This window comes from Streptomyces griseorubiginosus (assembly GCF_036345115.1).
GTDB classification, from domain to species: Bacteria; Actinomycetota; Actinomycetes; order Streptomycetales; family Streptomycetaceae; genus Streptomyces; species Streptomyces griseorubiginosus_C.
In genome coordinates, this window is record NZ_CP107766.1 from 1,994,802 (window position 1) to 2,020,654 (window position 25,853).

The following is a 25,853-nucleotide window of genomic DNA, read 5'->3' on the forward strand; positions in this document are numbered from 1 at the left end:
CGGCGCCCGCGCGTCTCCGAACATGTGCGCAGCCAAACCCAGAAGACAGCAGCAGCCGTGGGCGCCCTCGTGGCCCTCCTGGCCTCGGCCTCCCCGGCCCGGGCCGCCGGCCCCCGGGACGTCACCGCCGACGTGCTCGCCGGCCGGAACGTCACGCTGACCGGCGACACCGTCGTCACCGTGCCAGCCGGGACGACGACGTACGACGGGGTGTTCAGCGGCCGGGGCACCCTCACCGTGCGTGGCACCGGCACCCTGGTCCTCACCCGGGACAGCGACTTCACCCTGCCCGCGTCCCGGCAGCGGGTGCGGATCCTGGGCGGCAACCACCCGTACGTCACCACCACCGCCGCCGATCCGCCCGCGGTCACGGTCGAACGCGGGGCGACCCTCCAGTACGGCAACGGCGGCACGACCGGCCTGATCGGCCACTTCCCGTACGGCACCCCGGCGTTCCGGCTGAACCAGGACAACATCCGGGTCGACGGCACCCTGCGGCTGTCCCTCAAGAGCGCCTACAACCTGGGCACGGTCAGCGGCTCCGGCCTGATCACCCAGCCGCGCTTCCTGTGGGGCACCTGGGACCTGACGTCCGGTCCGTTCTCCGGGGTGATCGACAACGGTACGCAGGCCAACGCGGGCCGGCCCGAGTACGCGACCTCGCTGCCGAACGTCCGCAAGGTGCTCAACCAGGGCACCTGGACCGTGGACACCCCGCTGGGCGAGACCGTCACCCAGCGGATGGACTTCTACCAGCGCGAGTACGGCAGCGACATCAACGTCCAGTCCCGGCCGGGCGGCAAGGTGATCCTGACGGGCCAGTACAGCTGGTCGGACCGGGGCGGCGACACGAACCCGTCCCTCAGCGACCCCGCCCTGAACTGGACGCCCGCCACCAAGAACGTCAACAAGCGCGGCACCAACATCAAGGGCGCGAACGTCCAGTGGGGCGACGGCACCACCGCCAGGATCTTCATGCCGGGCACCGCGAAGACGGTCTACATCAACCTCCTCGCGGCCCGCTCCCGCTCCCTGCTGACCTTCGACTACGACGGCCCGGTGACGCTGGGCGCGCCGATCGGCGGCGGCCGCTTCCACGACACCCTGTCCGCGCCCGGCGCCGGTGACGTGGTGATCAAGGGGACGAAGGGCAACGACGTCACCTTCGCCGCCGTCCAGTACTACGACGGCTCCACGACCGTCCAGAAGAACGCCGTGCTCCGCCTGGGCAGCGGCCGGCCCGGGGGCGACGGGGGCCTGTACACCGGGGGCGCCCTCTACAAGGTCGTGAACGACGGCTCGCTCGTCGTCGACAACACGAGCAAGTCCCTGACGCTGTCCCGGATCAGCGGCGGCGGTTCGCTCACGCAGGCGGGCGGGGCGACGACGACGTTGACCGGCGGCGCGGTGACGTACACCGGGACGACGACGGTCCGCAAGGGCACGCTCGCGCTGCGCGGCGGAGCAACTCTCGCCCGTAGCAGGGGAATTCGGCTCACTTCTACGACCGCACGGCTGGACGCGGGCACGACGGGTCTACGCGTGCTGTCCTCGCTGTCCGGCAAGGGGACGGTGCGGGGTTCGGTCACCAACGACGGTGTGGTGACGGGCGGTTTGACCGTCTCCGGCGGTTACACGCAGAGCGCGAAGGGCGAACTGGTGCTGGCGAAGAGCCCGTTGAAGGTGACGGGGGCGGTCCGGCTGGGCGGGGAGCTCGATCTGGCGGCGGCCGGCACGAATCCGGGGCGCACCATCACGGTCCTGGACCACCGGGGCGGTGCGAGGACCACGGGCGCCTTCAAGGGACTCGCGGAGGGCACCCGGCTCAGGCTCGCCGACACCACCTACCGGATCAGCTACCGGGGCGGCGACGGCAACGACGTCGTCCTGACGGCCGTCACGGCTCACGCCACGGCGGGTGCCCGCCCCGACAGCACCCCGTCGGCGCAGGTCGCGGCTCCTCGCACGACGAGCGCGACGGCGGAGGGCCTCGGCTGGTGGCCGTACGTCCTGGCCCTGGGCCTGCTGGGCGGCCTGGTGGTCCCACCGACGCTGCGGATACGGGGGAGGCGGCGCGGGGGCGGAAGGCACGCGGTGCACCGCTGACTTCGCGAGCGAGCGGGTCTCCGAAGCCGGGCGGTTCTCCGGGTGCCTGGGCCGACCCGAGACGTTCGGGGCAGCCCCGGGGGTGCCGGGCGGGTCTCCGGAACCGGGCAGACTCCCTCCGGGAGCCAGGCCAGTCCCGGGGAGCCAGGCGCACCCCCACGGGCCAACCGGGTCTCCGCTGTCTCGCCGCCGGTCCTCCGGTGAGCCCGGCACACGCCGGTGTGCGAGATGGACAAGCGATGCCGGGCGGCGTCTCGGATGTCAGGCCGGTCTTCGGGGGCGGAAGGCCCGTGTCCGGGTCAGCCCCCGGCGGGGCGCCGGGCCCGCAGGTCGGTTCCGCGGGTCGGCCGGCGGACCGGCTCGGACGGCTGTCGTCGCTTCGGTTAGCGTCGAGGTATGAGCAGTGACACTCCGGAAGCCTCCGACGCCCTCGCCCGTCCCTTCGTCGAGGCCCTCGCGGCCGGGGCGGTCGTGCTTGACGGTGGTATGTCCAATCAGCTGGAGTCCGCCGGACACGACCTGAGCGACCAGCTGTGGTCGGCGCGGCTGCTCGCGGAGCGGCCCGAGGCGATCACCGAGGCGCATCTCGCGTACTACGAGGCGGGCGCGGACGTGGCGATCACGTCGAGCTACCAGGCCACCTTCGAGGGGTTCGCCAACCGCGGGATCGGGCGTGAGCGGGCGGCCGAACTGCTCGCCCTGAGCGTCGAGTTGGCCCGGGAGGCGGCACGGCGGGCGGCGGCGAAGGGGGTTCGGCGGCCGCTGTACGTGGCGGCCTCGGTCGGGCCCTACGGCGCGATGCTCGCGGACGGCTCGGAGTACCGGGGCCAGTACGGGCTGAGCGTGGCCGAACTGGAGGCCTTCCACCGGCCCCGCCTGCACGTGCTGGCGGCGGCCGGCCCCGACGTCCTGGCCCTGGAGACGATCCCGGACGCCGACGAGGCTCGGGCGCTGCTGCGGGCGGTCCGTGGGCTCGGGGTCCCGGCCTGGCTCTCCTACTCCGTCGCGGGCGACCGGACCCGGGCCGGGCAGCCGCTGGAGGAGGCGTTCGCGCTTGCCGCCGAGGTCGACGAGGTCGTCGCGGTCGGGGTCAACTGCTGTGTGCCGGAGGACGTGGCACCCGCGGTGGAGATCGCCGCGCGGGTCACCGGCAAGCCGGTGGTCGTCTATCCCAACAGCGGGGAGTCCTGGAACGGGGACACGCGCGCGTGGGAGGGCAGGTCGTCCTTCGCACCGGAGGAGGTCCGCGGCTGGCAGGCGGCCGGGGCGCGGTTGATCGGAGGGTGCTGCCGGGTGGGGCCGCCGGCGATCGCCGGAATCGCGGGGGCGCTGCGCTAGCCGGGCCGTGCGCCTACTCGCCGTCGAGCGTCCGTCGTCCCGCGGCTGCGGCGTCCGCCGTGGGTTGCTCGCGCCCCGCTGCACCGGCCGGGCCGTGCGCCTACTCGCCGTCGAGCGTCCGTCGTCCCGCGGCTGCCGTGGGTGCTGACCGCCCCGCGGCGCTAGCCGCTCCCTGCGCCTACTCGCCGTCGAGCCTCCGTCGTCCCGCGAGTGCCGCCTTCGCCGTGGTTGCTCGCGCAGTTCCCCGCGCCCCCAGGGGTGCGCTGCGCACCCCCTGATTTGGTCCGCTCCTGGCCCTTAGCCCTGCAGGTCTCCCCCTGCTAGCCTCCGCTCGGGAACCGGTTTCCATGGGTGTTGCCGCTGTTCCTCAGGGGGTGAGGCAGGGATGACCAGGAAGAGTGCGGACGTCGGTCGGAGCACCATTCGGGATGTGGCCGCGCGGGCCGGGGTGTCCGCGTCGACCGTGTCGCGGGTGCTGGGCGGGGTGTATCCGGTGAGCGCGGCGACCCGCGCGAGCGTGATGCGGGCCGTGCGCGACATGGACTACGTCGCCGACGCGCGCGCGAAGGCGATCGCGGGGGTCGGCACACCCACGCTGGCGTTCGTGCTGGAGGACATCACCGGGCCCTCGTTCGCCCTGATGGCGCACGGTGTGGAGCGCGAGGCGACCCGGCTCGGCCATCTGTGCCTGGTGTGCAGCACGGAGGGCGATGTCGAGCACGAACTGGAGTTCGTGGAGATGATGCGGGCCCAGCGCGCGGCCGCCGTGATCCTGGTGGGCGGCGCCGCCGACACCGTCGAGTACCGCGAGCGCACCCGCCGTATGGCCGACTCGCTCGCGTCGGCGGGCTCCCGGCTCGTGCTGTGCGGCAGACCGCCGCTCGGCCCCGGCGCGCCGGTCACCGTCATCGAGTACGACAACGAGGGCGGCGCCTACGCGCTCGTCGCCCACGTGCTGTCCCAGGGCCACCGGCGGATCCTGTTCGTCGGCGGCCGGGCCGACCACACCACCGCGCAGGGCCGTGAGCGCGGCTATCTCGCCGCGCACCGCGCGCGCGGGCTGGATCCGGACCCCGCGCTGATCCTCAACGGCGACTTCACCCGCGACTCCGGGCACCGCCTGATGCGGCGGGCGTTGAAGGACGGCCTGGACTTCACGGCCGTGGTCGCCGCCACGGACATGGTCGCTGCGGGCGCCCTGACCGCCCTCCACGAGGCCGGCCTCACCGTGCCCGGGGACGTGTCCCTGGCCGGGTACGACGACATCCCCTTCGCCCGCGACCTCCACCCGGCCCTCACCACGGTCCACGTCCCCTACGAGGAACTGGGCCGCCTGGCCGTACGCACCGCGCTCGGCCGTACGGCGGAGGACCCGGCCGAGCACCTGCTGCTGGGCACGCATGTCGTGGTCCGGGACTCGGTCGCGGCGACCGGCAGCTGAGACGAGCGCCCCCAACAGTCCTGTGGTCCCCCTCCCCCAGCCGAGCCGTCCTCCTCAGTGCTGCCGCCGCGCCAACCCCGTCCGCCGCAGCCGCCGTACCACCGACCGCAGCTCCGCCGTCCGGGCCGGCCAGCCCTCCGCCGGTTCCGTCACGGGGGCGGTCTCCTTGGTGGTCGTGTCCGCCGTCCACACCGCGAAATCGGCGTCCCGAGGGCCGGACTCGACGTACGGGTCGCCCTTGCCGAAGATCTGCACCGGGTGCGTGGTGTCCCAGGGCCGCCAGCCGGGGTCGCCGTCGGTGGCGAAGCGCACCCACGCGCCGTGCATGGCGTCGGCGAGCTCGGCCGGAGCGCCCTCGCCCGCGAGCTTGGCCGACTCCGGGGCGGCACCCGTGTCGAAGACGAAGCCCAGTTCGAGGGCGTGGCAGGCACCGAGGTAGGGGAGGTTGGAGGGCCAGGCGAACTCGTAGACGTACGACGAGCCCGGGCGGGCCTCGGCCAGGCGGTGCAGGGGGATGCGCAGCAGGTGGTCGGTGACCATCTGGCCGACGATGTCAGCGGTGCCGGCGTCGGGGTGCAGGGCGCGGTAGCCGCGGACCACCTCGGAGCCGCAGTGACAGCGGGCCATGGCGCCGGCGAGGGCGACCGGTCCGAGCCGGTCGACGCGCTCCAGGAGGCCGCCCGGGACGAGCCAGAGGCGGTACTCGTCGCTGGTCCAGCCCAGCATCAGCTCGACGTCACGGGCCGCCTCGCCCTCGATCAGGGCTTCCAGGGGGTCGCGCGGCACGAGGTCGCCGTCGATCACGATGCCGAAGGCCGGGCCGCCGAGGACCGGGCTGCTGAGGCGGCCCACCTCGGCCTGGGTGCGCAGCAGCAGCTCGCGGTCGACCTCGGCGAAGGCCGCGGCGGTGGCGGGCACCTTCAGCCGGGTGGCCATGCGGCGCACCATCCGCCGTACCTTGTCGCGGTCGCTCGCCTCGGGCGGCCCGCTCTGCAGGACCGCGCGCCGGAACAGGCCCTGGGCCTGCGGGGCGGCGAGCAGGGCGCCGATGCTGATGGCACCCGCCGACTGTCCGGCGACGGTGATGCGGTCCGGGTCGCCGCCGAAGGCCTCGATCGCCTCGCGGACCCAGCGCAGGGCGGCGAGCTGGTCCCGCAGCCCGGGGTTGGCGGGGGCGTCCGGGAAGAGGCCGTAGCCCTCGACGCCGAGCCGGTAGTTCACCGAGACGAACACCACGCCGTCCCGCGCGAAGGCGTGCCCGTCGTACACGGGTACCGCGGAGGATCCCCTGGTCAGGGCGCCGCCGTGCAGCCAGACCAGGACCGGGAGGCGGGCGCCGGGGCCGGGCTCGGGCGTCCACACGTTGAGGTTGAGGCAGTCGTCGCCGGGCACGAACGGGTCCGAGAGGTAGTGCGCGAAGGCCTCGGAGTACGGCGGTTTCGGTGCCGTCGGCCCGAAGTCGACGGTGTCCCGCACACCGTCCCAGGGCTCGGGCGGGACGGGCGGGCGGAAGCGGTGGGGGCCGAAGGGCGGGGCCGCGTAGGGGATGCCCCGGAAGGCCGCGACCCCGTCCTCGTACCGTCCGCGTACGGCTCCGTACGGCGTGCTGACCACGGGCTCTGTCCGGACTGCTGTCATGTGTCCACCAGCCTCCTCACCGCGCTACTGCACCGTGAACAACAGAGCACCACATTTCGGCCCGGTATTCCGGTGCAGAGCGCGGTTCGGCGGCTACTTGGCGTACATCAGGGTGCCGAAGCCCAGCTGGTCGAAGCCGCCGCTGGTGGTGCCGTAGTCACCGCCGCCGCCCTCGGGGGCGACGAGGTCGTAGTACATCTGCGAGATGTACTTGTCGTCGAGGCCCAGGCGCCGGTTGTAGTGGAAGTGGAGCATCGCCCAGACCGGGCGGACCTGGCCGCGGGAGGCCGCGGAGATCACGGTCTGGGAGGAGGCGGCGCAGTTCTGCCCGGTGCCCCAGTTGTAGGTGGTGAAGGGGACGTCCTGGCCGACGTTGTACTTCGCGACGTACTGGGCGGCCTTCATGAAGCGGCGGCTGTCGTACGAGTAGAGGTCGTCGCCCTGGTTCCAGGCCATCTCGCAGATGGCGCCCATCTGGCCCATGCCCATCATGGTGTGGCCCTGGTCGCGGCCGGACTCCTGCCACTGACCCAGCGCGTAGCCGGCGGAGTCGGTGTACAGGTACGGCACCGCGTGGGCGATCGAGCCGTTGCCCGCGCCGGACTTGAAGTAGGTGACGGCCTGGTCGTACTTGGCGGAGTCCTCGTTGAGGATGCCGATCGCCAGGATCGAGGCCATGTTGCACAGGTCCCAGTTGGCCCAGTAGTTGGTGATGCAGGCGTCGTTGTGGTTGGTCAGGAAGCTGTTGTTGAGCGGGTAGAAGACCTTGACGAGCATCTCCTGGGCGGCTGCGAGGTCGAAGCCGCTGTAGCCGCGCATCAGTTCGCAGGCGTTGGCGAACTGCCAGCCGTAGATGCCGGCCGCGAGGAATCTGTCCGCGTTGCCGGTGACCGAAGTGAGCGTCTTCGACCAGGCGTTGAGGATCTTCGCGGCGCACGCGGCGTTCGCCTCGGTGCCGCCGACCTGCCAGCGCAGCGCGTTCTGGTAGGCGGCCGCGATGTCGTTGAAGAGCAGGGAGTAGTTCTCGCCGGTGCCGCCGCGGATGATCGTGGCGGTGGCCCGGTTGGTCCAGGTGGACTGGGAGTGGGAGTTGGCGACCAGTTTGTTCCAGCCGGAGAGCCAGGGGTCGGTGCCCGCGGCGACCCTGACCTTGGCGCGGTTGATGTCCCCGGCGTTGTGCAGCATGCCGGGGTGGGTCCAGGTCGAGGGCGCCGCGTCCGCGGTGGTGGCGGCGAACGCGCCGCTTCCCAGGGCTAGCGCGGCGCCGAGGCCGCCGGCGGTCCTGAACAGACCGCGGCGGCTCAACTCGGGCTGGTGGAGGTACCGGTGGGGGGAAGTGCGGCTCATGCGGTGCATCTCCGTTCCGTGGGGGGAATCAGATGGGGGTGATGCTCACCTCGCCGAAGGTCGAGGTGACGAGGGCCAGCGGGCTGCGGGAGCAGGCCACCAGGCCGACGTGGAAGGGGGCGTCACCGAAGCCCGGGATCTCGCCGGTGGCGAGGTCGGTCCAGGTGGCGCCGTCGTCGCCGGAGCCGGACGCGGTGAAGACGGTCCCGGTCCGCTTCAGCCGCAGCAGCGTGGGGAGTTGCACGGCCGCGTTGCCGGTGAAGGCGGAGGCTCCGGCGACGGTCTTGCGCAGCATGAGCTGCGCGGTGGTGCCGCCGGTGACGATCGCCCCGGCCGCCTGGTCGAACGGCGACAGCGACTTCGCCATCAGCAGCCCGACCCGGTCGGCACTGGCCCCGCTGCGGGAGACCAGCCGGGCGGTGACCTGGCAGTCGCCGGTGACCGGCTGCCGTACGAACTGCCCTGTCATTGCCTGGCCGTTGACGGTCAGGTCGACGCCCGCGCCCCGCACCACGAAGGTCCCGTCCTCGTGGGCGGTGCTGCCGGGGGTGAGGATCGCGGCGACGCCCAGCGTCCCGTAGTCGCGGTCGTCGAGGACCACGTCCCCGAGGTCGCCGTACGTCCACGGGCTCGGCGGTGGGGTGCCGACGGTGAGGGTGAGCGTGCCGGTGCCGTCACCGGCGGCGTTCCCCGCGGTGGTGGTGACGGTGAACTCGCCGGTCTCGCGGGGGATTCCGTGGACCAGGCCGGTGCGCCTGTCGACGCGGAGTCCGTCGGGGAGTCCAGTGGCGGTGAAGCGCACGGGCTCGTGGGAGGCCCGCAGGAGGTGCCGGAAGGCGACCCCTGAGGTGGCGAACGCCACTGCGGCAGAGGTGAGTTGGGGGACTGACGGGGTGGGCATCGCGGCGGTGGCCGGCTCCGAGAGCGGGCCGCGTCCGGCGGTGTTCGTCTTCGCGACGGCGTAGTGGTACGTCGTCCCGGGCGTGCCCGTCGCGTCGCTGTACCGGATACGGGTGCCGGACCCGACCGGGCCCACGCCGGTGGTCAGGGTGGCGTAGGGGCCGTCGGCGTCCTTGGCGCGCAGCACCGTGTAGCGGGCGGAGAGGTCCGGGTCGGTCCAGGCCAGTTCGACGGCGTCCGAGCCGCTGACGGCCGTCAGGTCGCCGGCGGTCCGGGCCGGTTTCGGCACGGACCACACCTCGCCGTACGTCGACGTCACCGTGACGTTGTCGAAGGCGCCGGTGCCGGTCTCGGCGTAGTCCGCGTCGACGCCCAGGCAGGAGGTGAGGAGCAGGCCCGCGTACGCGGTGCGGCCCAACTCGACCTCGCTGGTGCCGACTTCGGTCCAGTGGACGCCGTCGGGAGAGATCGCGCCGGTGCAGCGGCGGCCCTTGCGGGTCACCCGGACCCAGTAGGGCTTGCGGAGCCGGTAGCCGTCGCCGGCGGCCTCGACGTACGGGGCCTCGAGCGGGGTCGCCGACTCGGGCAGGGTGCCGAGGCTGGAGATCGGGAAGGCGGCGCCAGTGGTGATGGCCGTCTGCTGCGAGGGCGGTACCGGGGTGCTGCCGGTCGCCGAGACGTCGGCGCCCTTCGACGGCCGTACCATCCACACCCCGCTCCAGGTGTGCAGCGGCAGGCCCTGGATCACCATGGCCGCGTGGGCCGCGTCGGCGTCGAGGGAGTCCCGCAGACTGACGCCGATCTTGGAGTACTGCGAGCTCAGTGGCCACACGATCCGCGTGGTGACGGTGCCGTCGCCGCGCAGGGGCAGATGCACGAGCCGGTGGGTGTCGGCGGTGCCGCTCGCCTCCAGGACGAAGCGCTCCCCGTCGAAGACAGCCGAACCGGGGGCCCTGACGTCCCCGATGTCCCGGCTCTCCCAGGGCCCGGGAAGGCCCGCGGAGGCGGAGGCGGTTGCCGAATCACCGCTGCCCCCCAGGGAGTTGGCGGCGGTGACGACGTAGTGGTACGTCCGTCCCCCGTGCACCCGGTGGTCGGTGTACGTCGGCCGGTCGAGGCCGGTGGCGATCTTCTCGTACGGCCCCTCGGGGCGCGCGGCGCGGCGGACGGTGTAGCTCGTGGCCCAGGTCGAGGGCAGCCAGCTGACCGTGACCCGGGTCCGCTCCCCCACCGCGATGACGCCCGCCGGTGCCGTCGGCGCGGTGGTCGCGGGGGCGGTGGCGCCGGCGTAGGCGAAGGTGCCCCAGCTGGGCAGGTCGTCGTTGCTGCCCTCGACGACCCGGGCGCCACCGGTGCCGCGGAAGACGGCCGCCTGGGTGTACGGGGTGTCGAGGCCACGGACGCCGGCGTAGTGGGCGTAGGCCATCTCGTAGATCGGGGGGAGGGTGCCGCGGGAGACGGCGGAGACGGTCGTCTTGATGTACTTGCCGGTCCGGTCGAGGTCGGGGACGAAGGGGACGTCGCCGCCGAGGTTGTAGCGGGCCGCGTACTCGAAGTTGGCGAGGATCCGGTTGTCGTCGTAGCCCCACAGGTCGACGCCCTGGTTCCAGGCGACCTGGGCGATGTCACCGGTCAGGCCGACCGCGAGCTGTTCGTGGCCCTGGTCGCGGCCGGACTCCTGGCCCTGGCCCGCGTCGGTGACGACGCGGTGGGCGATGGAGCCGTTGCCGGCGCCGGCCGCGGCGAAGCGCAGGGCGTCCTCGAAGAGGGTGGGCTGCTCGCAGAACACCCCTATGGCCAGAATGGTCTGAAGGGCCGTCAGGTCCCAGTTGCCGTTGGCGTAGAGCATGTAGCCGGAGACGGCGGGATACCAGACGTCCAGGAAGGACCGCTCGCAGCGGGCGATGTCCGCGGCCGCCCAGCCGTCGTAGCCGGTGTGGCGCAGGAGTTCGGCCGCGTTGACGAACTTGAAGGCCTGGAGCCCGGCGCCGAGCGGGCCGTCCGCTCCCGTGATCACGGTGAGGGAGGCCGACCAGGCGTTGAGGAGGTCGCGGGCCTTGTCGGCGTTGGCGCGGTCGCCCGTGACCGCCCACATGAGGGCGTTCTGGTAGGCGGCGGCCGAGTCGGCGACGGCCTGGTTCTGGAAGTTGGTGGGGCCGCGGCCCCAGGTGGTGATCTGGCCGGTGTTCTGGATGGTGTACGTCGACTTGGAGCGTGCGTGGGCCGCGAAGGCCAGGTAGCCGTCGTAGACCGGTGACTGCTTCGCGGCGACGGCGGCCTTCAGGCGGGCGAGGTCGTCGGCGGTGTGCAGGAGGCCGGGGTGGGTGAAGCTTCTGGCGCTCACCCGGTCGGCGGCCCGGGCGGTGCCGGGTGCGAGCAGTCCGCTCGCGCCCGCCACCAGGAGCAGGGCGGCCGTGCCGCCGAGGAAACCCCGGCGGGTCGGGGCGAGTTCGGTTCTCGTGGGGCTGGTGCTCATGACGCGGCGGCCGCCTCGGCCTCGGCGGTGGTGATGAACCTGAGGTTCGTCACGTGCTCGTTGGCGAACCACTGGATGGTGTCGGTCGTGTAGTACCAGCTCGGCTTCTTCATCGAGTCGGCGACGACGAGCCCGTTGATCACCAGGTTCTCGAAGGTGACGTCCTCGATGGCGTGCTTGGCGTCGTAGCCGAGGAAGAGGGAGGGCTTGGCATTGGTGCCCGTGTAGCTGAGGTTCTTGACGTAGACGTTCTGGATGCCGCGGCCGACCGAGGTGTTGTACTTCGTGTTGTACATGACCTTCATGTAGATGACCTGGCCCCAGCGGAAGTCCTCGATCCTGATGTCCTCGATGCGGACGTTCTTGATCAGGTTGGAGTCGCCGGGGTTGAGGGCGATGCAGCCCTGGTAGTTCATCTGCGGTTCGCGGTGGTCGAGGATGTCGATGTTCTTGAAGCGGAGGTTCTTCAGGACCTCGGGGTTGTCGGTGTTGCCGTGGGTGCCCACGTTGATGGGGTGGGCGACGTCCGCCCAGAGGGTGGAGTTGCGGACGGTGATGTCGGTGGTGTCGCCGTAGTAGTCCCAGCGGTGGGTGTAGATGGCGATGCAGTCGTCGGAGTTGCGCATGAAGACGCCGTCGATGACGACGTTGCTGGAGCAGAACACGTCGATGCCGTCGCCCCAGCCCTTGGAGCTGAAGGAGCCGAGGCCCTTGATGGTGACGCCGGTGGCCTCTCCCAACTGGACGGCGTAGCCGTTGGGGTTGAGGACGGTGACCGCGCCGATGGAGATGTTCCGGGAGCTCTCCACCAGGGCTCCGCCGCCCGCGGTCCCGGCGAGCACACCCCGGCCGGCGATCCCGGCGTGCTCCACGTTCCGGAAGATCACGGTCGCCTTGAGGACGGCCCCGCCGTCGAGGTACACGGTCTTGCCGGAGGGGACCAGCAGGGTGCCGTCGGTGGTGGTGTGGACGCCGGGGCCGTAGTAGAGGACGTCCGGGTCGTCCTGCGCGGGCTTCTTCTTCTCGACGGTACGGGCGAACAGGTGAAGGCAGTCGAAGATGTCGTCGTTGATCTGGACGACGACGTTGCGCGGCTGGTCCAGTGTGAACACCAGGGTGTCGCCGCCGACTTCGGGTGTGATGCCGTACGAGTCCGGTCTCACCCGGACCTTGGTGGTGCCGCCCTTGAGGTAGGTGACCTCGACCTCGACGGAGCCCTCGAAGTCGAAGTACGCCAGCGAGGAGTTGTAGATCTTGCTGGAGCCGGTGGTGGGGTTGATCTCGCCCAGCTGGGGCCGCCAGATGTCGAGGGTCTGCCACTCGCCGTCGGGGGCGGTGCGGACCCGCACCCTGAAGCTGGTGTTGGTCGGCATCGCGGCCGGGCGGGGGTAGGTCACCAGCTTCGGTCCGGCGGCCGCGGCGGTGTCGTCGGCCCGGGCCGCAGTGGCCGTCAGGTCGGTGAGCCCGGCGGCGAGCACGGTGGCGCCGGCCGCCTGGAGGGCCGTACGGCGGGACAGGGGCGTGTTCATGCGTGACTCCTTGCAACAGGTATGCGGGGGCGGCTACTTGAGGCCGGTCGTGGCCGTGCCGGCGACGAAGCCGCGCTGGGCGACGAGGAAGATCAGCAGGATCGGCACCACGTACATCACCGAGGCCGCGGCCTGGAGGTTGGTGACCGGGGTGCCCGCCGAGGTGACGTAGGTGGACATGACGGCGACCGCGAGGGTGGTGCGGTCCGTGGAGAGCAGGAGCTGCGGGGCGATGTAGTCGCCCCAGGTCCAGGTGAAGGCGATCACGAAGCTCGCGGACAGGACCGGCCAGGACTGCGGGAGGAAGATCCGCCAGAAGATGCCGGACCAGCCGCAGCCGTCGACGATCGCCGCCTCCTCCAGCTCGCGGGGCAGCCCCGCGAAGAACTGCCGGAACAGGAAGACCAGATAGGGGGCGGAGGACAGCCCCCACAGCACCCACGGCCAGTAGGTGTCGACCATGCCGAGCTTGGCGAAGATCAGGTAGGTCGGCAGCAGCGTGATCATCTGGGGCAGCATCATCGAGCCGAGCAGGATCGCGAACAGGGTCTTCTTGCCCGGGGCTTCGAGGCGGGCGAAGCCGAAGCCGACCCAGGCGGAGCTCAGGGTCACGAGGGTGGCGTAGATGAGCGCGATGACCAGGGAGTTGCGGGCGTAGCCGAGGAAGTCGATGAGCCGGTAGGCGTCCGCGAAGTTGTGCCATTGGATGTGTTCCGGCAGCCAGTGCACGGGCGAGGCCGCCAGCTCGGCCGGCGTCTTCAGGCCGGAGATCACCAGCCAGCCGAAGGGGCCGAGGAACAGTCCGGTGATCGCGACCAGGGCGGTGTAGAGGACGAGGCGGTTGACGCGGATCCGGGGCGCCGGCCTGGGGGCCGAGGCCACCCGGACCGGCCTCGTGGCGGTGGGGTCGGTGGCGGTCGGGCTCGTGGCGGTCACTTCTTCGCCTCCGGGTCGACGTTGTAGAACACGACGCCGGACGTGGCCCTGAAGATCAGTCCGGTCGCGACGAGGATCAGGACGAAGAGCACCCACAGCAGCGCGGAGGCGTAGCCGTAGCGGCCGAACGCGAAGTACTCCGCGAACACGTGCATCATGTAGAGGTAGGTGGACTGCGGGAGCGCCGTGATGCCCGCCGGGGTCGGGTCCGGGGCCAGCAGCAGCGGCATGATGGTCTGCACCGAGGCGATGACCCCGGTCACGGTCTGGAAGAGCAGCACCGGCGACAGCAGCGGCACCGTGACGCTGCGGAAGCTGCGCCAGGCGCTCGCCCCGTCGATCCGGGCCGCTTCGAGGAGCTCGCGGGGAATGTCCTGGAGCCCGGCCAACGAGATGATCATGATGTTTCCGGCGGTCCAGAGCACCGTCATGATCAGTACGTAGCGGGCGTAGGGGTCGGCGAGCCAGCCTAGGGCGTCGATGCCGAAGAGGTTCAACACCCCGTTCGCGGCACCGGAGTTCTGGTCGAAGAGCTGCTTGAACGCGATGCCCGCGCCCACCGGGGGCACCACCGCCGGCAGATAGAGCAGGGTGCGGAACAACCCGCGTGCCTTGAGCGGCCGGTTGACGAGGACGGCCAGCCCGAGACCCGCGACGATCGACAGCGGGACCGAGGTGATCGCGAACAGACCGGTGCGGCCCAGCGATCGCCAGGTCTGCGCGTCGGAGAACAGCTCGCGGTAGTTGCCCAGGCCGACGTAGTGCCAGTTGGGCGAGATCCCGTCGAAGGTGGTGAAGCTCAGCCACAGCGCGTACGCCATCGGTGCGACGGTCAGCAGCGCGAAGCCGATGATCCAGGGCGCGGCGAACATGTAGAACGCCCGGTGCCTGCGCGTGACGACGGAGGTGTGCCGCCGGGAACCGGCCCGGCCCGCAGCCGGGGCGGAGCCGCGCCGGTCCGCGAGGGGCGTCATCTGATCGACCGTCATGCCACCTGCTCCTTACCGCGCTTGAGCTGCTCGTTCATGGCCGAGTTCAGGCGTCCCGCGAGGGTGTCGACGGACATGCCGCCGGTCATGGCGGCCGGGGCGATCTGGTTGAAGAGGGCGAGAAGCGCGTCCGCGGTGGCGTACGGCGTGAAGGCGATCACCGAGTAGTGCTTCAGCTCGGCCTCCTGCACCTTCAACACCCGTTTCTGGTAGTCCTCCTGAGCGGGCATCAGGGAACGCAGGGACTTCAGGGTCGGGATGCCCCAGCCGCCCGAGGCCCGTGCCTTGGCCGGTGCCTCGCCGAAGAACCACTCGAAGACCCGCCAGGCGGCGTCCTTGTTGTGGGACTTGCTGGGGATCCAGAAGCCGGTGCCCGCCTGACAGGGGCTGACCCGCCGGCCGCCCTCGAAGTACGGGGCGGGGGCGAGCCGGGACAGCGGCGCGAGCTTCTTGTCCGCGTTGATCAGACCGCCGAGCCAGTAGCCGGAGTTCGACATGGCCAGCCGGTTCGCCTGGAAGGTGGGCCCGTCCCAGGTGTTGGGGTCGGGCTGGACGATGCTGGGTCCGACCTTGGTCCGGCAGTAGTCGATGTACCAGCCGAGCGCCCTGCGGGCCTCGGGGGTGGTGAAGTCGACCCGGGAGTAGTCGTCGGTGAAGAGGTTCCCGCCGGCGGCCACGGTGAGGCTCGTCAGCAGGTTGGGGGTGAGCACACCGTTGTAGCTGCCGCCGAACACCGTCGTCTGGCCGTTCCTGCGGCGGGTCAGCCGCTTGGCCTTGTCCAGCCACTCCTCGTAGGTCACCGGGTCCAGCTCCGGCGGGTACTCCACCCCCGCCTCGTCGAACAGGCCGGTGTTGTACCAGAACATGGAGTCCTGGGAGAAGTCCTTCGCCATGCCGTAGCGGGGCCCCCTGCCCTGGGTGCGGCCGTCGTAGCGCCACAGGTCGTTGACCGGGTCGAGGTCGGCCGGCTTGAGGACACTGCTCCTCGCGAAGTACGGGTCAAGGTCCTCCATCACGCCCCGGGCCGCGAAGTACGGGGCGTCCACGGCGCCGACCCCGCGCACGAGGTCCGGCGGGTTGCCGTTGGTCATCATCGCGATCAGCTTGCTGGTGCTGTACAGCACCGTGTTGATCCTGACGCCGATGTCCTTCTGGGCCTGCTTGATCAGGTCCACGGAGATGTCGTCGGCCTTGGCCATCACCGTGACGGTCTCGCCGGATCCGCCCACCGCGCCCGACACCCGCATCGCGCAGCCGCTCAGCGCCGCAGCCCCCGCCGCTGCACCGCCGGCGGAGAGGGAGAGAAAACGGCGGCGGCTCAGCGCGGCCCCGGCATGTGGGCGCACGGCGCACCACCTCCTGCTCTGTCCGTGGACGGGAACGCGGCAAGCGGATGGCAACCGGTTGCTGCGTTGGGGCAGAGCTTCGGCCCTGTCCGGAAACCGCGTCAAGAGGCTTGACGGACTTTCGAAAAGACTGTGTAACCTCGCCGACACGGTCCTGATGGGAAACCGGTTGCTACCCGAGGCCCCTCACCGATTGACCACCACTCGACGCCAGACCTACGGTAGATCCACCGTAGAAGACGGTTTCAGAAACAGTTTCCGCCCAGTGTGTCAGGAGTGACATGCCCAGCCCTCAGCCACCCAGGGCCGTGTTCGCGTTGGACCCCGTGCACATCCCCCTGCTCTTCCCGCCACCCCTGATGACCCGGCTGACCGAGGCCGCCCGGCTCGACCCCGCGCTCGTCGTCCAGGACTTCACCGACCCCGCCGCGGCCGACGCCCTGGCCGAGGCCGACGTACTGATCACCGGCTGGGGCTGCCCCCACCTCGACACCGGCGTCCTCACCGCGGCACCCCGCCTGCGCACCGTCCTGCACGCCGCGGGATCCGTCCGCTCACTGGTCGGCGACGCCCTGTGGCACCGCGGGATCGCCGTGTCCAGCGCGGTCACCGGCAACGCCCTGCCCGTCGCGGAATACACCCTCGCGATGATCCTGCTGTGCGGGAAGGACGCCTTCGAGCACCGGGAGCGGTTCCGGGTCAGCCACGCCCATCCGGGTCCGGCGGAGACCGCGGACACGGGGAACGTGGGGCGGCGGATCGGGGTCATCGGGGCGTCCCGGGTGGGGCGGCGACTGCTGGAACTGCTACGGCCCTTCGACTTCACCGTGCTGCTCCACGACCCCTACGTCAGCTCCGCGGAGGCGGGCGCGCTCGGGGCCGAACTCCTGTCACTGGAGGACCTGTTGCGGCACAGCGACATCGTGTCGCTGCACGCGCCCGACATCCCCGAGACCTACCGGATGCTCGACGCGGCCCGGCTCGGGCTGATCCGGGACGGGGGCGTGCTCATCAACACGTCCCGGGGGGCGCTGGTCGACCCCGATGCGCTCACCGACGAACTGGTCTCCGGGCGGCTGCGGGCGGTCCTCGACGTCACGGAACCCGAGCCGCTGCCGGCGGGGTCACCGCTGTACCGGCTGCCGAACGTCTTCCTCACACCGCACATCGCCGGGTCGCTGGGGAACGAACTGGAGCGGCTGGGGCGGATCGTGGTGGAGGAGCTGGAGCGGGTGGGAGCGGGGGTGGGGTTGGTGCATGAGGTCCGGTATGCGGATATGGGGCGGGTGGCTTGAGGGGGTGGCGGGCGGTTGGGCTGGGTCAGCTGGTTCCGGGGGACCCAGAGAACTCCGGCCGTATCACCTGGTCCCGGGTCACTTCAGGAACTCCGGCCGTATCACCTGGTCCCGGGTCACTGCACTTACCCGTACCACTTCTGTTCGGTCGCCTCCGGGGGCGCCTCAGTCGGTGTCGAGCGACCGATCGTGCTCGGCGCTGCGCGCCTCCGCGCGTTCGGCCTCTCGACACCGACGCGCCCCCTACGGCTCCCTCACGGCCGGTGTCCGGGGTGCAGGCCCACTTGGTGGGCACTTGCCGCCCGCCTGTGGTCCGGGCCGTGGGAATCGTGCTGGAGTAACAATGGGATACGGTTTCCGGGCCCGAGTGGGGCGGAGCCCCCGGCCATGACCGTGAAGGAGCCGCAAGGGTGAGTCAGCGCAAGGCTTCCGGGGACGTCGGACGGGCCACCATTCGGGACGTGGCCGAGCGGGCCGGGGTGTCCGTGGCCAGCGTGTCGCGGGTGTTGTCCGGGAACTATCCGGTCTCCGAGGACCTGCGCCGCAAGGTGATGAAGGTCGTCCGCGACCTGGACTACGTCACCAACGCCCATGCCCGGTCGCTCGCCGGGGGCGGCACCCCCACCGTCGCCATCCTCATCAACAACATCACCGGTGCCGCCTTCGCCCACGTGGCCAAGGGGGTCGAAGGTGCCGCCACCCTCCGCGGGTGGCTCTCACTGGTGGGGACCACCGGGGACGATCCCGAGCGGGAGCTCGCCCTCGTCAACCTCATGCGCCAGCAGGGCGTCGCGGCGGTCATCCTGCTCGGCGGGGCCTACGACTACGACGAGTACCAGCTGCGCATGGCCAGGTTCGCCCGGTCCCTGGACGCCGCCGGCTCGCATCTCGTGCTCGTGGGACGGCCCCCGCTGGAGGGCGACGTCCCCGCCACCACCATCGACTACGACAACGAGGGCGGGGCCTACGCCATGGCCAGCCATCTGCTCTCGGCCGGCCACCGGCAGGTGCTCGTACTGCCCGGGCACTCCGAACTCACCACCGCCCAGGGGCGCTTGAAGGGCGCCCAACGGGCCTTCGAGGCGTACGGCGTGCCCTTCGAGGCGAACATGGTGCGGCACGGACCCTACGACTACGAGCACGGGTACGAGGCCGTCGAGGAGTGCCTGCGGGACGGGCTCGCCTTCACCGCGGTCCTCGCCGGGACCGATGTCGTCGCCGCCGGGGCCATGCAGGCCCTGCGCGCGGCGGGGCTGCGGGTGCCCGAGGACGTGTCGATTGTCGGGTACGACGACATCCCGCTCGCCGCGCAGCTGACCCCCCAGCTCACCACCGTCCACGTGCCCTACGAGGAGATGGGACGGGTCGCCCTGCGGGCCGTCGCCGACCGGCGTGAGGGCGGTGGAGCGCGGCGCAGGGGGGCAGACGGGGACCATCTGGTGCTGGGCACCCATGTCGTCGTACGGAACTCCGTGCGGCCGCCCCACCAACCCCGCTAGCGGGCAGCAGGAAGAGATCGTTTCGTAAACGGTTTCCACTATTTCTCGGGAGTGGGGCGGGGCGTTCTCCGTTGTCGCGCGGCCTGGCATTCATGGCGGGCATAGACCGCTGAGCTGGTCTTACATCATGTCTGAGGGTGCTGGGCAGGTCGCGCCTCTGCTAACCCCACGGACAAACCGGCGTAACAAATTGACGCCCCCCTCTTGCTAACCGCCCGGCCGTCGGCCTAACGTTCCAGCAACCGGTTACTACAGCTTCCGCTGGGCCGACCCCCCGCAACCGCGAGCCGACGAGACTTCCGGCCGCCGTTTCCGGCCGACACCGAGCCGCCGTCCCCCTCTCTCCTCTCCGAGACGCCCTACTTTCCGAAGGAACACGGTCAGATGAACTTCAGCAGCCCCCGGAGAAGGTTCGCCCGCGCCGCCGTTGCGGGACTCGCGCTGTCAGGTCTGCTCACCGCGTGCGGCGGGTCGGGTGACTCGGGTGACTCGCAGTCGTCCGGTCCGGTCACCCTCCCCTTCTGGGGTTGGGCCAACGGCCAGGACGCCGTCGTCAAGGCGTTCAACGCCTCGCACAAGGACATCCAGCTGAAGTACACGAAGGTCACCGACCAGCTGACCATGCAGAAGCAGCTGACCAACGCGGTGAAGGCGGGCAACGCGCCCTGTCTGGTGCAGAACACCGCGGAGTACGTGACGAGTTGGGTCGCGCAGGGCGCGCTGGCCGACATCACCGAGTACGTCGAGTCGAGCAAGGACAAGTTCAACTCCGGCGCGTGGGCCAACGGCCAGGTGCAGGGCAAGATGTACGGCGTTCCGACGGCCTCCGCGCCGGCGTTCACGATCTACCGCACCGACATCTTCAAGAAGTACGGCATCGAGGTCCCGACGACCTGGGACGAGTTCGTCGCCGCGGGCAAGGTGCTGAAGAAGCACGGCATCAAGATCACCAACTACGCCGGTGAGGACCCCAGCACGCTGGAGGTGCTGGCCATGCAGGCCGGCGCGCACTGGTACGCCATCGACGGCAACTCCTGGAAGGTGGACTTCCAGGACGCGGGCACCCTGAAGGCCGCCAAGGTGATCCAGGAGATCATCGACAACGACCTCAACGCCAAGCTGTCCTTCGCCGACTACGCGGCCGTGCAGCGCTCCTACGACCAGGGCGACACCGCGACCCGGCAGATCTCCACCTGGCAGATGGCCGGCATGGTGCAGAACTTCACCAAGTCCTTCGGCGACTGGGCGCTGGCGCCGTGGCCGACCTTCGCCGGTGAGGCCCCCAGGACGCCGGCCGGCACCAACCTGACCGGCAGCGTGACGCTGGTGACCAAGGGCTGCAAGAACCAGAAGCAGGCCGCCGAGGCCGCGCTGTGGATGTCCACCGACACCGGGGCCGTGAAGACGATGGCGAGCCCGACGACCGGCAACGGCGTGATGCCGGCGCTGGCCGACAGTGACTCGTACGTCCCCGAGGCGGTCTCCGAGAAGCTGCTCGGGTCCAACTACCAGGCGGGGCAGCAGGTCGTGAAGGACAGCCTGAAGACCGTCACCACCGACTGGACCTTCGGGCCCGACTGGACCGCGATGTTCACCGAGATGCAGGCCGGCTGGGCCAAGGTGGTCAGCAAGGAGCAGACGGTGACCCAGCTCCTCGCCCACATGCAGGAGTGGACGGTCAACGACCTGAAGTCCCGCGGCATCAGCGTCAAGGGCTGAAGGCGCAAGGGCTGCTGCTGATGATTCGCTCACTGCGCTGGAAGGGTGCCGCGTTCACGGTGCCCTTCCAGCTCGGCTTCGTCTTCCTGTACCTGCTGCCCATCGGGTACGCCGTCTACCAGTCGCTGTACCGTTCGCAGTCCTCGGGGTTGGGCCTGGGCGGGACCACCGACGAGTTCTCGGGGCTCGACAACTACCAACAGGGGCTGACCGACTCGGCGTTCATGGGGTCCGTGCTGCGGGTGGTGCTCTTCGCCTGTGTGCAGATCCCGGTCATGCTGCTCGTCAGTCTGGTCCTGGCGCTGTTCCTGGACGCGCTCACCTCGAAGGTGGCCGGGCGGTTCCGGATCCTGCTGCTGGTGCCGTACATGATCCCGGGTGTGGTGGCCGCGATCGTGTGGCTGAACCTCTACAGCCCGGACGTCGGCCCGCTCACCGCGGTCGGGAAGATCTTCGGGTTCTCCTGGAACTTCTTCGCGCCCTCGATGGTGTGGCCGTCCATCGGCAACCTGCTGACCTGGCACGGCATCGGCTACAACATGGTCATCATCTACTCGGCGCTCCAGGGCGTGCCCCGTGAGCTGTTCGAGGCCGCACGCCTCGACGGGGCCTCCGAGCTGCGGATCGCGCGCAGCATCAAGATCCCGTTCGTGCGGGGGGCGTTGGTGCTGACCGGGATGCTGTCCATCATCCAGATGCTCCAGATCTTCAACGAGCCCGCGCTGTTCCGGAACGTCACCCCGCAGACGGTCAGCGACTCCTTCACCCCGATCATGATCATCTACAACCAGGCGTTCAACGCGGGCAACTACCACTACGCGGCGGCCCTTTCGGTGCTGCTCGCCCTGATCCTCGGCGTCGCCTCCTTCCTGTTCTACCGGTTCACCTCGAAGGAGGCCGACTGATGACGATCACCGAGGAACGCCCGCGCCGTACGCAGTCCGTCCGCCGGCTGAACACCCCCGACTCCGCTGCCCGTTCACGGGGCGGGCAGCGGTTCCTCCTCGTGGGACTCTCCCTGGCGAGCGTCTACAGCCTGTTCCCGGTGTGGTGGCTGGTCGTCGCCGCCACCAAGGACCGGACCGCGCTCTACCAGAGCAACGGCCTGTGGTTCTCCGGCTGGCACCTGTGGGACAACCTGCATCAGCTGTTCACCTACGAGGACGGCATCTTCCTGCGCTGGACGGCGAACTCGTTCCTGTACGCCGGTGTCGGCTCCCTGGGCGGCACGCTGCTGGCGCTGGCCACCGGTTACGGGCTCGCGCGCTTCGACTTCCCGGGCCGCAACCTGGTCTTCGCGTGCGTGGTCGGCTCCTTCCTGATCCCGATCGCGCTGCTGACGCTGCCGCTGTATCTGCTGTTCTCGGAGATCGGGCTGGTCGACACGCCCTGGGCGATGCTGATCCCCTGTCTGATCAACCCGTTCAGCGTCTACCTCGCCAAGGTGTACACCGAGGCCACGATCCCGTTCGAGCTGCTTGAGGCGGCCCGTATCGACGGAGCCGGGGAGCTGCGGATCTTCTTCAGCATCGTGCTGCGGATGATGACGACGGGCGGTGCGACCGTTTTCCTGCTGGCCTTCGTCAACACCTGGAACGCCTTCTTCCTGCCGCTGACCGTGCTGCGCGGCGAGAGCAACTGGACGCTCAACATCGGTCTCTACAACTGGTCCGGCAAGCGCCTGGAGTCGGGCGTCGACCTCACCAGCCTGGTCCTGACCGGTGCCCTGCTGTCCATCGTCCCGATGGCGATCATGATGGTCGCGATGCGCCGCTACTGGCGCACCGGAGTCACCCTCGGAGCCCTCAAGTGACCCTGCTGCACAACCCGGTGATCCGCGGCTTCGCCCCCGACCCGTCGATGGTCCGCGTCGGCGACTGGTACTACGTGGCGACCAGTTCCTTCGAGTGGTTCCCTACGATTCCGCTCCACCGCTCCCGCGATCTCGCGCACTGGGAGTACGCGGGCCATGTCTCGGGCGCGGTCCCGGGCGACTCCCTTGCGGGCGTGCCGGATTCGGGCGGCATCTGGGCACCCTCCCTGAGCTGGGACGGCGAGCGCTTCTGGGTGGTCTACTCGATCGTCCGCTCGGTGGGCACGCCGTACTTCGACACGGACACCTATGTCTGTACGGCGACGCAGGCGGCCGGTCCGTGGTCGGTGCCGCGGCGGATCGCGAGCCACGGCTTCGACCCCGCCCTTTTCCACGACCAGGGCCGGTTGTGGCTGCTCAACCTCCAGAACGACCACCGCCCCGGCGGCCGGCGCTTCGCCGGGATCGTGCTGACGGAGCTGGACCGGGAGACACTGGCGTCCGTCGGTGACACCCATCTGCTGCTCCAGCACGAACGGCTTGTCGAGGGGCCGAAGTTGCTCCGCGAGGACGGCCGGTACTACCTGGTCCTCGCCGAGGGCGGTACCGGGTTCGAGCACGGGGTGCTGGTGGCCCGCAGCCGGGAGATCACCGGCCCGTACGAGCTGGACGACCGGCCGCTGCTGACATCCCGGGACGATCCGTCCCTGGAGCTCCAGAAGGCGGGACACGGCGAGCTGGTCCAACTCCCCGACGAGAGCTGGGTGTTGAGTCACCTCACGGCCCGCCCGCTGAACACCCCGGAGGGCCCGCGCTGCCCGCTCGGCCGGGAGACGGCGATCCAGGCGATCAGCTGGGACGCGGAGGGCTGGCCGAGGCTGCGCCACGGGGGTGTGCATCCGGAGGTCGAGGTCGACATACCGACGGTGCCATCGGCTGAGCGGGTACTGAAGCCGGAGTCGGAATCGGGGTCGAAGTCGGAGTCGGGTCGACTCACCTCCCCCAGCGACCCCTTGGGCTGGCCCTGGAGCACACTGCGAACCCCCGTCGATCCGTCCTGGGCGGACACCACCGCACGGCCCGGATGGATCCGGCTGCGGGGGCGGCACGGGCCGGAGTCGTGGTGGGCGCACAGCCTGCTGGCGCGGCGGATCACCGAGCACCGGGCGGAGGCCGAGGTCACCGTCGAGGCGCGGCCGGGCAGTTTCACCCAGGCCGCCGGGCTGGTCCTCTGGTACAACACCGAGTCCCATCTGGCCCTCGACCTGACCTGGGCCGAGCCGGAGGGCGAGGGGCAGCGCGGACAGCAGTGGCGGGGCGGCGGGCGAAGGGTGCTCAGCCTGGTCGAGCGGGACGAGGGCAGCACCCGGCAGATGGCCGTGGTGGAGGTCGAGGAAGGAGAAAGCGCCTTCACGATCGGAGTGAGCATTACGGACGGGGTGGCTCGTTTCTGGCGCCTGGGCGGCGACGGCGCACGGACGCAGGTCGGCCCGGACCTGGACTTCACCCGCCTCTCCGACGACCACGGGTCCAAACTCCGCTTCACGGGCGCGATGGCCGGAATCCATGCGGTGGACCTGGTCGACGCGGCCTTCACGGCGGACTTCCGTGGCTTCCGCCTGAGCTGCGGATAGCGTTCGAGGTTTCGAAAGACAGGGGAATACGGAGACCCGCGAAGCCCGACCTCTTCCCGACTCCACCGGGCGAACCTAGGGTAGGAAGCGCTTACTGTTTCGCGTTGGCAGTTTCCGCGCTGGTCGAAACTTTCATGGCCCTCGGGCGGGCCGGAGAGGTGGGGTTCCCGATGGTCCGCACGGGGAGTGCGAGCGTGGCGGCCGGTCCGACGCTGGCGGTCGTGGCCCGGGAGGCGGGTGTGTCGGTGCCGACCGCCTCCAAGGTGGTCAACGGCCGCGAGGACGTGGCCCCCGAGACCCGTCGCCGGGTCACGGAGGCGCTGGACCGGCTCGGCTACGTCCGCAGACCGAGGTTCGACGCGGCGAAGTCGTCGGGCCTGGTCGACCTGGTCGTGCACTCGCTGGAGACCTCCTGGTCGGGGGCGGTGCTGCACGGGGTGGAGGCGGCCGCCCACGACGCCGGTCTGGAGGTGGTCGTCTCCGCGGCGCTGAACCGGAACCGGACGGGCCGGCCCGAGCGCGGCTGGCTGGACAAGCTCACCGGACGCGGCTCCTCCGGGGTGCTGTTCAACCTGGCCGAGCTGTCGGCGGCGCAGTACGGCTGGCTGGACCAGCACCGCATCCCGTACGTCCTGATCGACCCGGTGCTCGAGCCGCCGCCGGGTGTGGTCTCGGTGGGCGCGGCGAACTGGCAGGGCGGGGTGACGGCGACCGAGCACCTGCTCGCACTGGGCCACGAGCGCATCGCCGTCGTCGCCGGTCACCAGCGCAAGATGTGCAGCAGCGCCCGCGTGGCCGGCTACCGTTCCGCGCTCGCGGCGGCCGGAGTACGGCAGCGGCCGGAGTACGTGCGGCACGCCGGCTTCGACGAGAGCGCCGCCCGCCGCCGGGCGCTGGAACTCCTCGACCTGCCCGAACCGCCCACCGCGGTCTTCGTCTGCTCCGACCGCATGGCCCTCGGCGTCTACGAGGCCCTGGCCGAACGCGGGCTGCGGGTGCCGGACGACGTGAGCGTGGTGGGATTCGACGACCTTCCCGAGGCCCGCTGGACCACCCCGGCCCTCACCACGGTCCGCCAGCCCCTCTCGGAGATGGCGGCGACGGCCCTGCGCCTGCTGGTCCGCATGATGGAGGGCGACCGCCCGGAGAGCACCCGGACGGAGCTGTCGACGCGGCTGGTGGAGCGGGCGAGCACGGCGCCGCCACGCGGCTGAACTGTCCCTACGGGTCCCTGGTGCGAGCCCCCGTGCGTCGGAATCGTTCAGCTTCGGTCATCCGTGGGCGAGGGGAACTGGCCGGGGCGGACGGGCGTCGAACGATGCGGCGGGCAGGGGGGCCGTCGCCCCGGCCAGGGCGGCGGCGAGCACTGGGGGGACGACCATGACGCGCTGGCGGCCGCTGCCGGACGCACTGCCGAGGGAGGCGCGGCTCCTCGTCGAGCAGCTGCGGCAGCTCAAGGACCGCACGGATCTGAGCCTCGCGGAGCTCGCCCGGCGCACCGCGTACAGCAAGTCGTCCTGGCAGCGGTATCTCAGCGGGGCCAAGCAGCCGCCGCGCGGCGCGGTGCGGGCCCTGTGCCGGGTGGCGGACGCGGACCAGGCCCGGCTGCTGGCCCTGTGGGAACTGGCCGATCCGGTCTGGCCGTACGGCACGACGGTCACCGTGGCGTCACCGCCGGCGCCGGGGCAGGTGCCGGATGCGGTGCCGGAGGCAGTCGCCGCGGTCGGGCCCGGTCTCGAGTACCGGCGGTGGCGTACGGCGGCGCTGGTGGCGTTCGCCGTGATCGTGCTGCTGGTGGCGGGGGTGCTGTGGGCGTGGCCGTCGGGGAGCGGCTGACGGAGGGGCCG

18 protein-coding genes are annotated in these 25,853 nt (G+C 70.8%); 11 read left to right on the top strand and 7 right to left on the bottom strand.

Annotated elements, in window-relative coordinates:
• Nucleotides 1-24 precede the first annotated feature (24 nt).
• From OHN19_RS09090 to OHN19_RS09100, 3 genes are all read left to right on the top strand, one after another.
• On the top strand, nt 25-2,106 hold the full coding sequence (locus OHN19_RS09090) for an autotransporter (RefSeq protein WP_330263686.1): 2,082 nt from the start codon (nt 25-27) through the stop codon (nt 2,104-2,106).
• Between the two features lie 396 nt (nt 2,107-2,502).
• On the top strand, nt 2,503-3,444 hold the full coding sequence (gene mmuM, locus OHN19_RS09095; RefSeq protein WP_330263687.1) for a homocysteine S-methyltransferase: 942 nt from the start codon (nt 2,503-2,505) through the stop codon (nt 3,442-3,444).
• Nucleotides 3,445-3,829: 385 nt separating this feature from the next.
• Entirely contained in the window at nt 3,830-4,885 is a 1,056-nt protein-coding gene (locus tag OHN19_RS09100; RefSeq protein WP_330263688.1) for a LacI family DNA-binding transcriptional regulator, read from the top strand.
• Nucleotides 4,886-4,939: 54 nt separating this feature from the next.
• Here the strand turns inward: OHN19_RS09100 and OHN19_RS09105 are convergent, their stop codons facing one another.
• The 7 genes from OHN19_RS09105 to OHN19_RS09135 form a co-directional block, all read right to left on the bottom strand.
• On the bottom strand, nt 4,940-6,523 hold the full coding sequence (locus tag OHN19_RS09105; protein ID WP_330263689.1) for a carboxylesterase/lipase family protein: 1,584 nt from the start codon (nt 6,521-6,523) through the stop codon (nt 4,940-4,942).
• A gap of 93 nt (nt 6,524-6,616) precedes the next feature.
• Entirely contained in the window at nt 6,617-7,870 is a 1,254-nt protein-coding gene (locus OHN19_RS09110) for an alginate lyase family protein (RefSeq protein ID WP_330263690.1), read from the bottom strand.
• A 28-nt stretch (nt 7,871-7,898) separates the two neighbouring features.
• Nucleotides 7,899-11,246, bottom strand: coding sequence for an alginate lyase family protein (locus tag OHN19_RS09115; RefSeq protein ID WP_330263691.1), 3,348 nt, complete (start codon nt 11,244-11,246; stop codon nt 7,899-7,901).
• Entirely contained in the window at nt 11,243-12,775 is a 1,533-nt protein-coding gene (locus tag OHN19_RS09120) for a glycosyl hydrolase family 28 protein (protein ID WP_330263692.1), read from the bottom strand. Before OHN19_RS09120 ends, OHN19_RS09115 begins: the two co-directional genes overlap by 4 nt.
• 33 nt (nt 12,776-12,808) lie before the next feature.
• Nucleotides 12,809-13,711 carry a carbohydrate ABC transporter permease gene (locus OHN19_RS09125; RefSeq protein WP_391194937.1) on the bottom strand — a complete coding sequence of 301 codons (903 nt, stop codon included), beginning with the start codon at nt 13,709-13,711 and terminating at the stop codon, nt 12,809-12,811.
• A complete protein-coding gene (locus tag OHN19_RS09130) occupies nt 13,708-14,700 on the bottom strand; it encodes a sugar ABC transporter permease (RefSeq protein ID WP_330263693.1) in 993 nt (330 codons plus the stop codon). Before OHN19_RS09130 ends, OHN19_RS09125 begins: the two co-directional genes overlap by 4 nt.
• On the bottom strand, nt 14,697-16,046 hold the full coding sequence (locus OHN19_RS09135) for an extracellular solute-binding protein (RefSeq protein WP_330263694.1): 1,350 nt from the start codon (nt 16,044-16,046) through the stop codon (nt 14,697-14,699). Before OHN19_RS09135 ends, OHN19_RS09130 begins: the two co-directional genes overlap by 4 nt.
• Before the next feature lie 281 nt (nt 16,047-16,327).
• Here OHN19_RS09135 and OHN19_RS09140 point away from each other — a divergent pair, with 281 nt between their 5' ends.
• From OHN19_RS09140 to OHN19_RS09175, 8 genes are all read left to right on the top strand, one after another.
• On the top strand, nt 16,328-17,341 hold the full coding sequence (locus OHN19_RS09140) for a hydroxyacid dehydrogenase (RefSeq protein WP_330263695.1): 1,014 nt from the start codon (nt 16,328-16,330) through the stop codon (nt 17,339-17,341).
• A gap of 410 nt (nt 17,342-17,751) precedes the next feature.
• Entirely contained in the window at nt 17,752-18,840 is a 1,089-nt protein-coding gene (locus OHN19_RS09145; RefSeq protein WP_330263696.1) for a LacI family DNA-binding transcriptional regulator, read from the top strand.
• Nucleotides 18,841-19,224: 384 nt separating this feature from the next.
• Nucleotides 19,225-20,559, top strand: coding sequence for an ABC transporter substrate-binding protein (locus OHN19_RS09150; protein WP_330263697.1), 1,335 nt, complete (start codon nt 19,225-19,227; stop codon nt 20,557-20,559).
• 20 nt (nt 20,560-20,579) lie between these two features.
• Nucleotides 20,580-21,464 carry a sugar ABC transporter permease gene (locus tag OHN19_RS09155; RefSeq protein WP_330263698.1) on the top strand — a complete coding sequence of 295 codons (885 nt, stop codon included), beginning with the start codon at nt 20,580-20,582 and terminating at the stop codon, nt 21,462-21,464.
• Nucleotides 21,464-22,372, top strand: coding sequence for a carbohydrate ABC transporter permease (locus OHN19_RS09160; protein WP_330263699.1), 909 nt, complete (start codon nt 21,464-21,466; stop codon nt 22,370-22,372). The genes OHN19_RS09155 and OHN19_RS09160 overlap by 1 nt, the downstream gene beginning before the upstream one ends.
• Entirely contained in the window at nt 22,369-24,006 is a 1,638-nt protein-coding gene (locus OHN19_RS09165; RefSeq protein WP_330263700.1) for a family 43 glycosylhydrolase, read from the top strand. The genes OHN19_RS09160 and OHN19_RS09165 overlap by 4 nt, the downstream gene beginning before the upstream one ends.
• A gap of 170 nt (nt 24,007-24,176) precedes the next feature.
• Nucleotides 24,177-25,220, top strand: coding sequence for a LacI family DNA-binding transcriptional regulator (locus OHN19_RS09170; RefSeq protein ID WP_330269563.1), 1,044 nt, complete (start codon nt 24,177-24,179; stop codon nt 25,218-25,220).
• A gap of 166 nt (nt 25,221-25,386) precedes the next feature.
• Entirely contained in the window at nt 25,387-25,842 is a 456-nt protein-coding gene (locus OHN19_RS09175) for a helix-turn-helix transcriptional regulator (RefSeq protein ID WP_330263701.1), read from the top strand.
• Nucleotides 25,843-25,853: the final 11 nt, after the last annotated feature.

Excerpts from the sequence above, each read along its gene's own strand:
- mmuM (WP_330263687.1), top strand. The coding sequence starts at position 2,503 with ATGAGCAGTGACACTCCGGAAGCCTCCGACGCCCTCGCCCGTCCCTTC.
- OHN19_RS09100 (WP_330263688.1), top strand. The coding sequence starts at position 3,830 with ATGACCAGGAAGAGTGCGGACGTCGGTCGGAGCACCATTCGGGATGTG.
- OHN19_RS09105 (WP_330263689.1), bottom strand. The coding sequence starts at position 6,523 with ATGACAGCAGTCCGGACAGAGCCCGTGGTCAGCACGCCGTACGGAGCC.
- OHN19_RS09110 (WP_330263690.1), bottom strand. The coding sequence starts at position 7,870 with ATGAGCCGCACTTCCCCCCACCGGTACCTCCACCAGCCCGAGTTGAGC.
- OHN19_RS09115 (WP_330263691.1), bottom strand. The coding sequence starts at position 11,246 with ATGAGCACCAGCCCCACGAGAACCGAACTCGCCCCGACCCGCCGGGGT.
- OHN19_RS09120 (WP_330263692.1), bottom strand. The coding sequence starts at position 12,775 with ATGAACACGCCCCTGTCCCGCCGTACGGCCCTCCAGGCGGCCGGCGCC.
- OHN19_RS09130 (WP_330263693.1), bottom strand. The coding sequence starts at position 14,700 with ATGACGGTCGATCAGATGACGCCCCTCGCGGACCGGCGCGGCTCCGCC.
- OHN19_RS09140 (WP_330263695.1), top strand. The coding sequence starts at position 16,328 with ATGCCCAGCCCTCAGCCACCCAGGGCCGTGTTCGCGTTGGACCCCGTG.
- OHN19_RS09150 (WP_330263697.1), top strand. The coding sequence starts at position 19,225 with ATGAACTTCAGCAGCCCCCGGAGAAGGTTCGCCCGCGCCGCCGTTGCG.
- OHN19_RS09155 (WP_330263698.1), top strand. The coding sequence starts at position 20,580 with ATGATTCGCTCACTGCGCTGGAAGGGTGCCGCGTTCACGGTGCCCTTC.
- OHN19_RS09160 (WP_330263699.1), top strand. The coding sequence starts at position 21,464 with ATGACGATCACCGAGGAACGCCCGCGCCGTACGCAGTCCGTCCGCCGG.
- OHN19_RS09170 (WP_330269563.1), top strand. The coding sequence starts at position 24,177 with ATGGTCCGCACGGGGAGTGCGAGCGTGGCGGCCGGTCCGACGCTGGCG.
- OHN19_RS09175 (WP_330263701.1), top strand. The coding sequence starts at position 25,387 with ATGACGCGCTGGCGGCCGCTGCCGGACGCACTGCCGAGGGAGGCGCGG.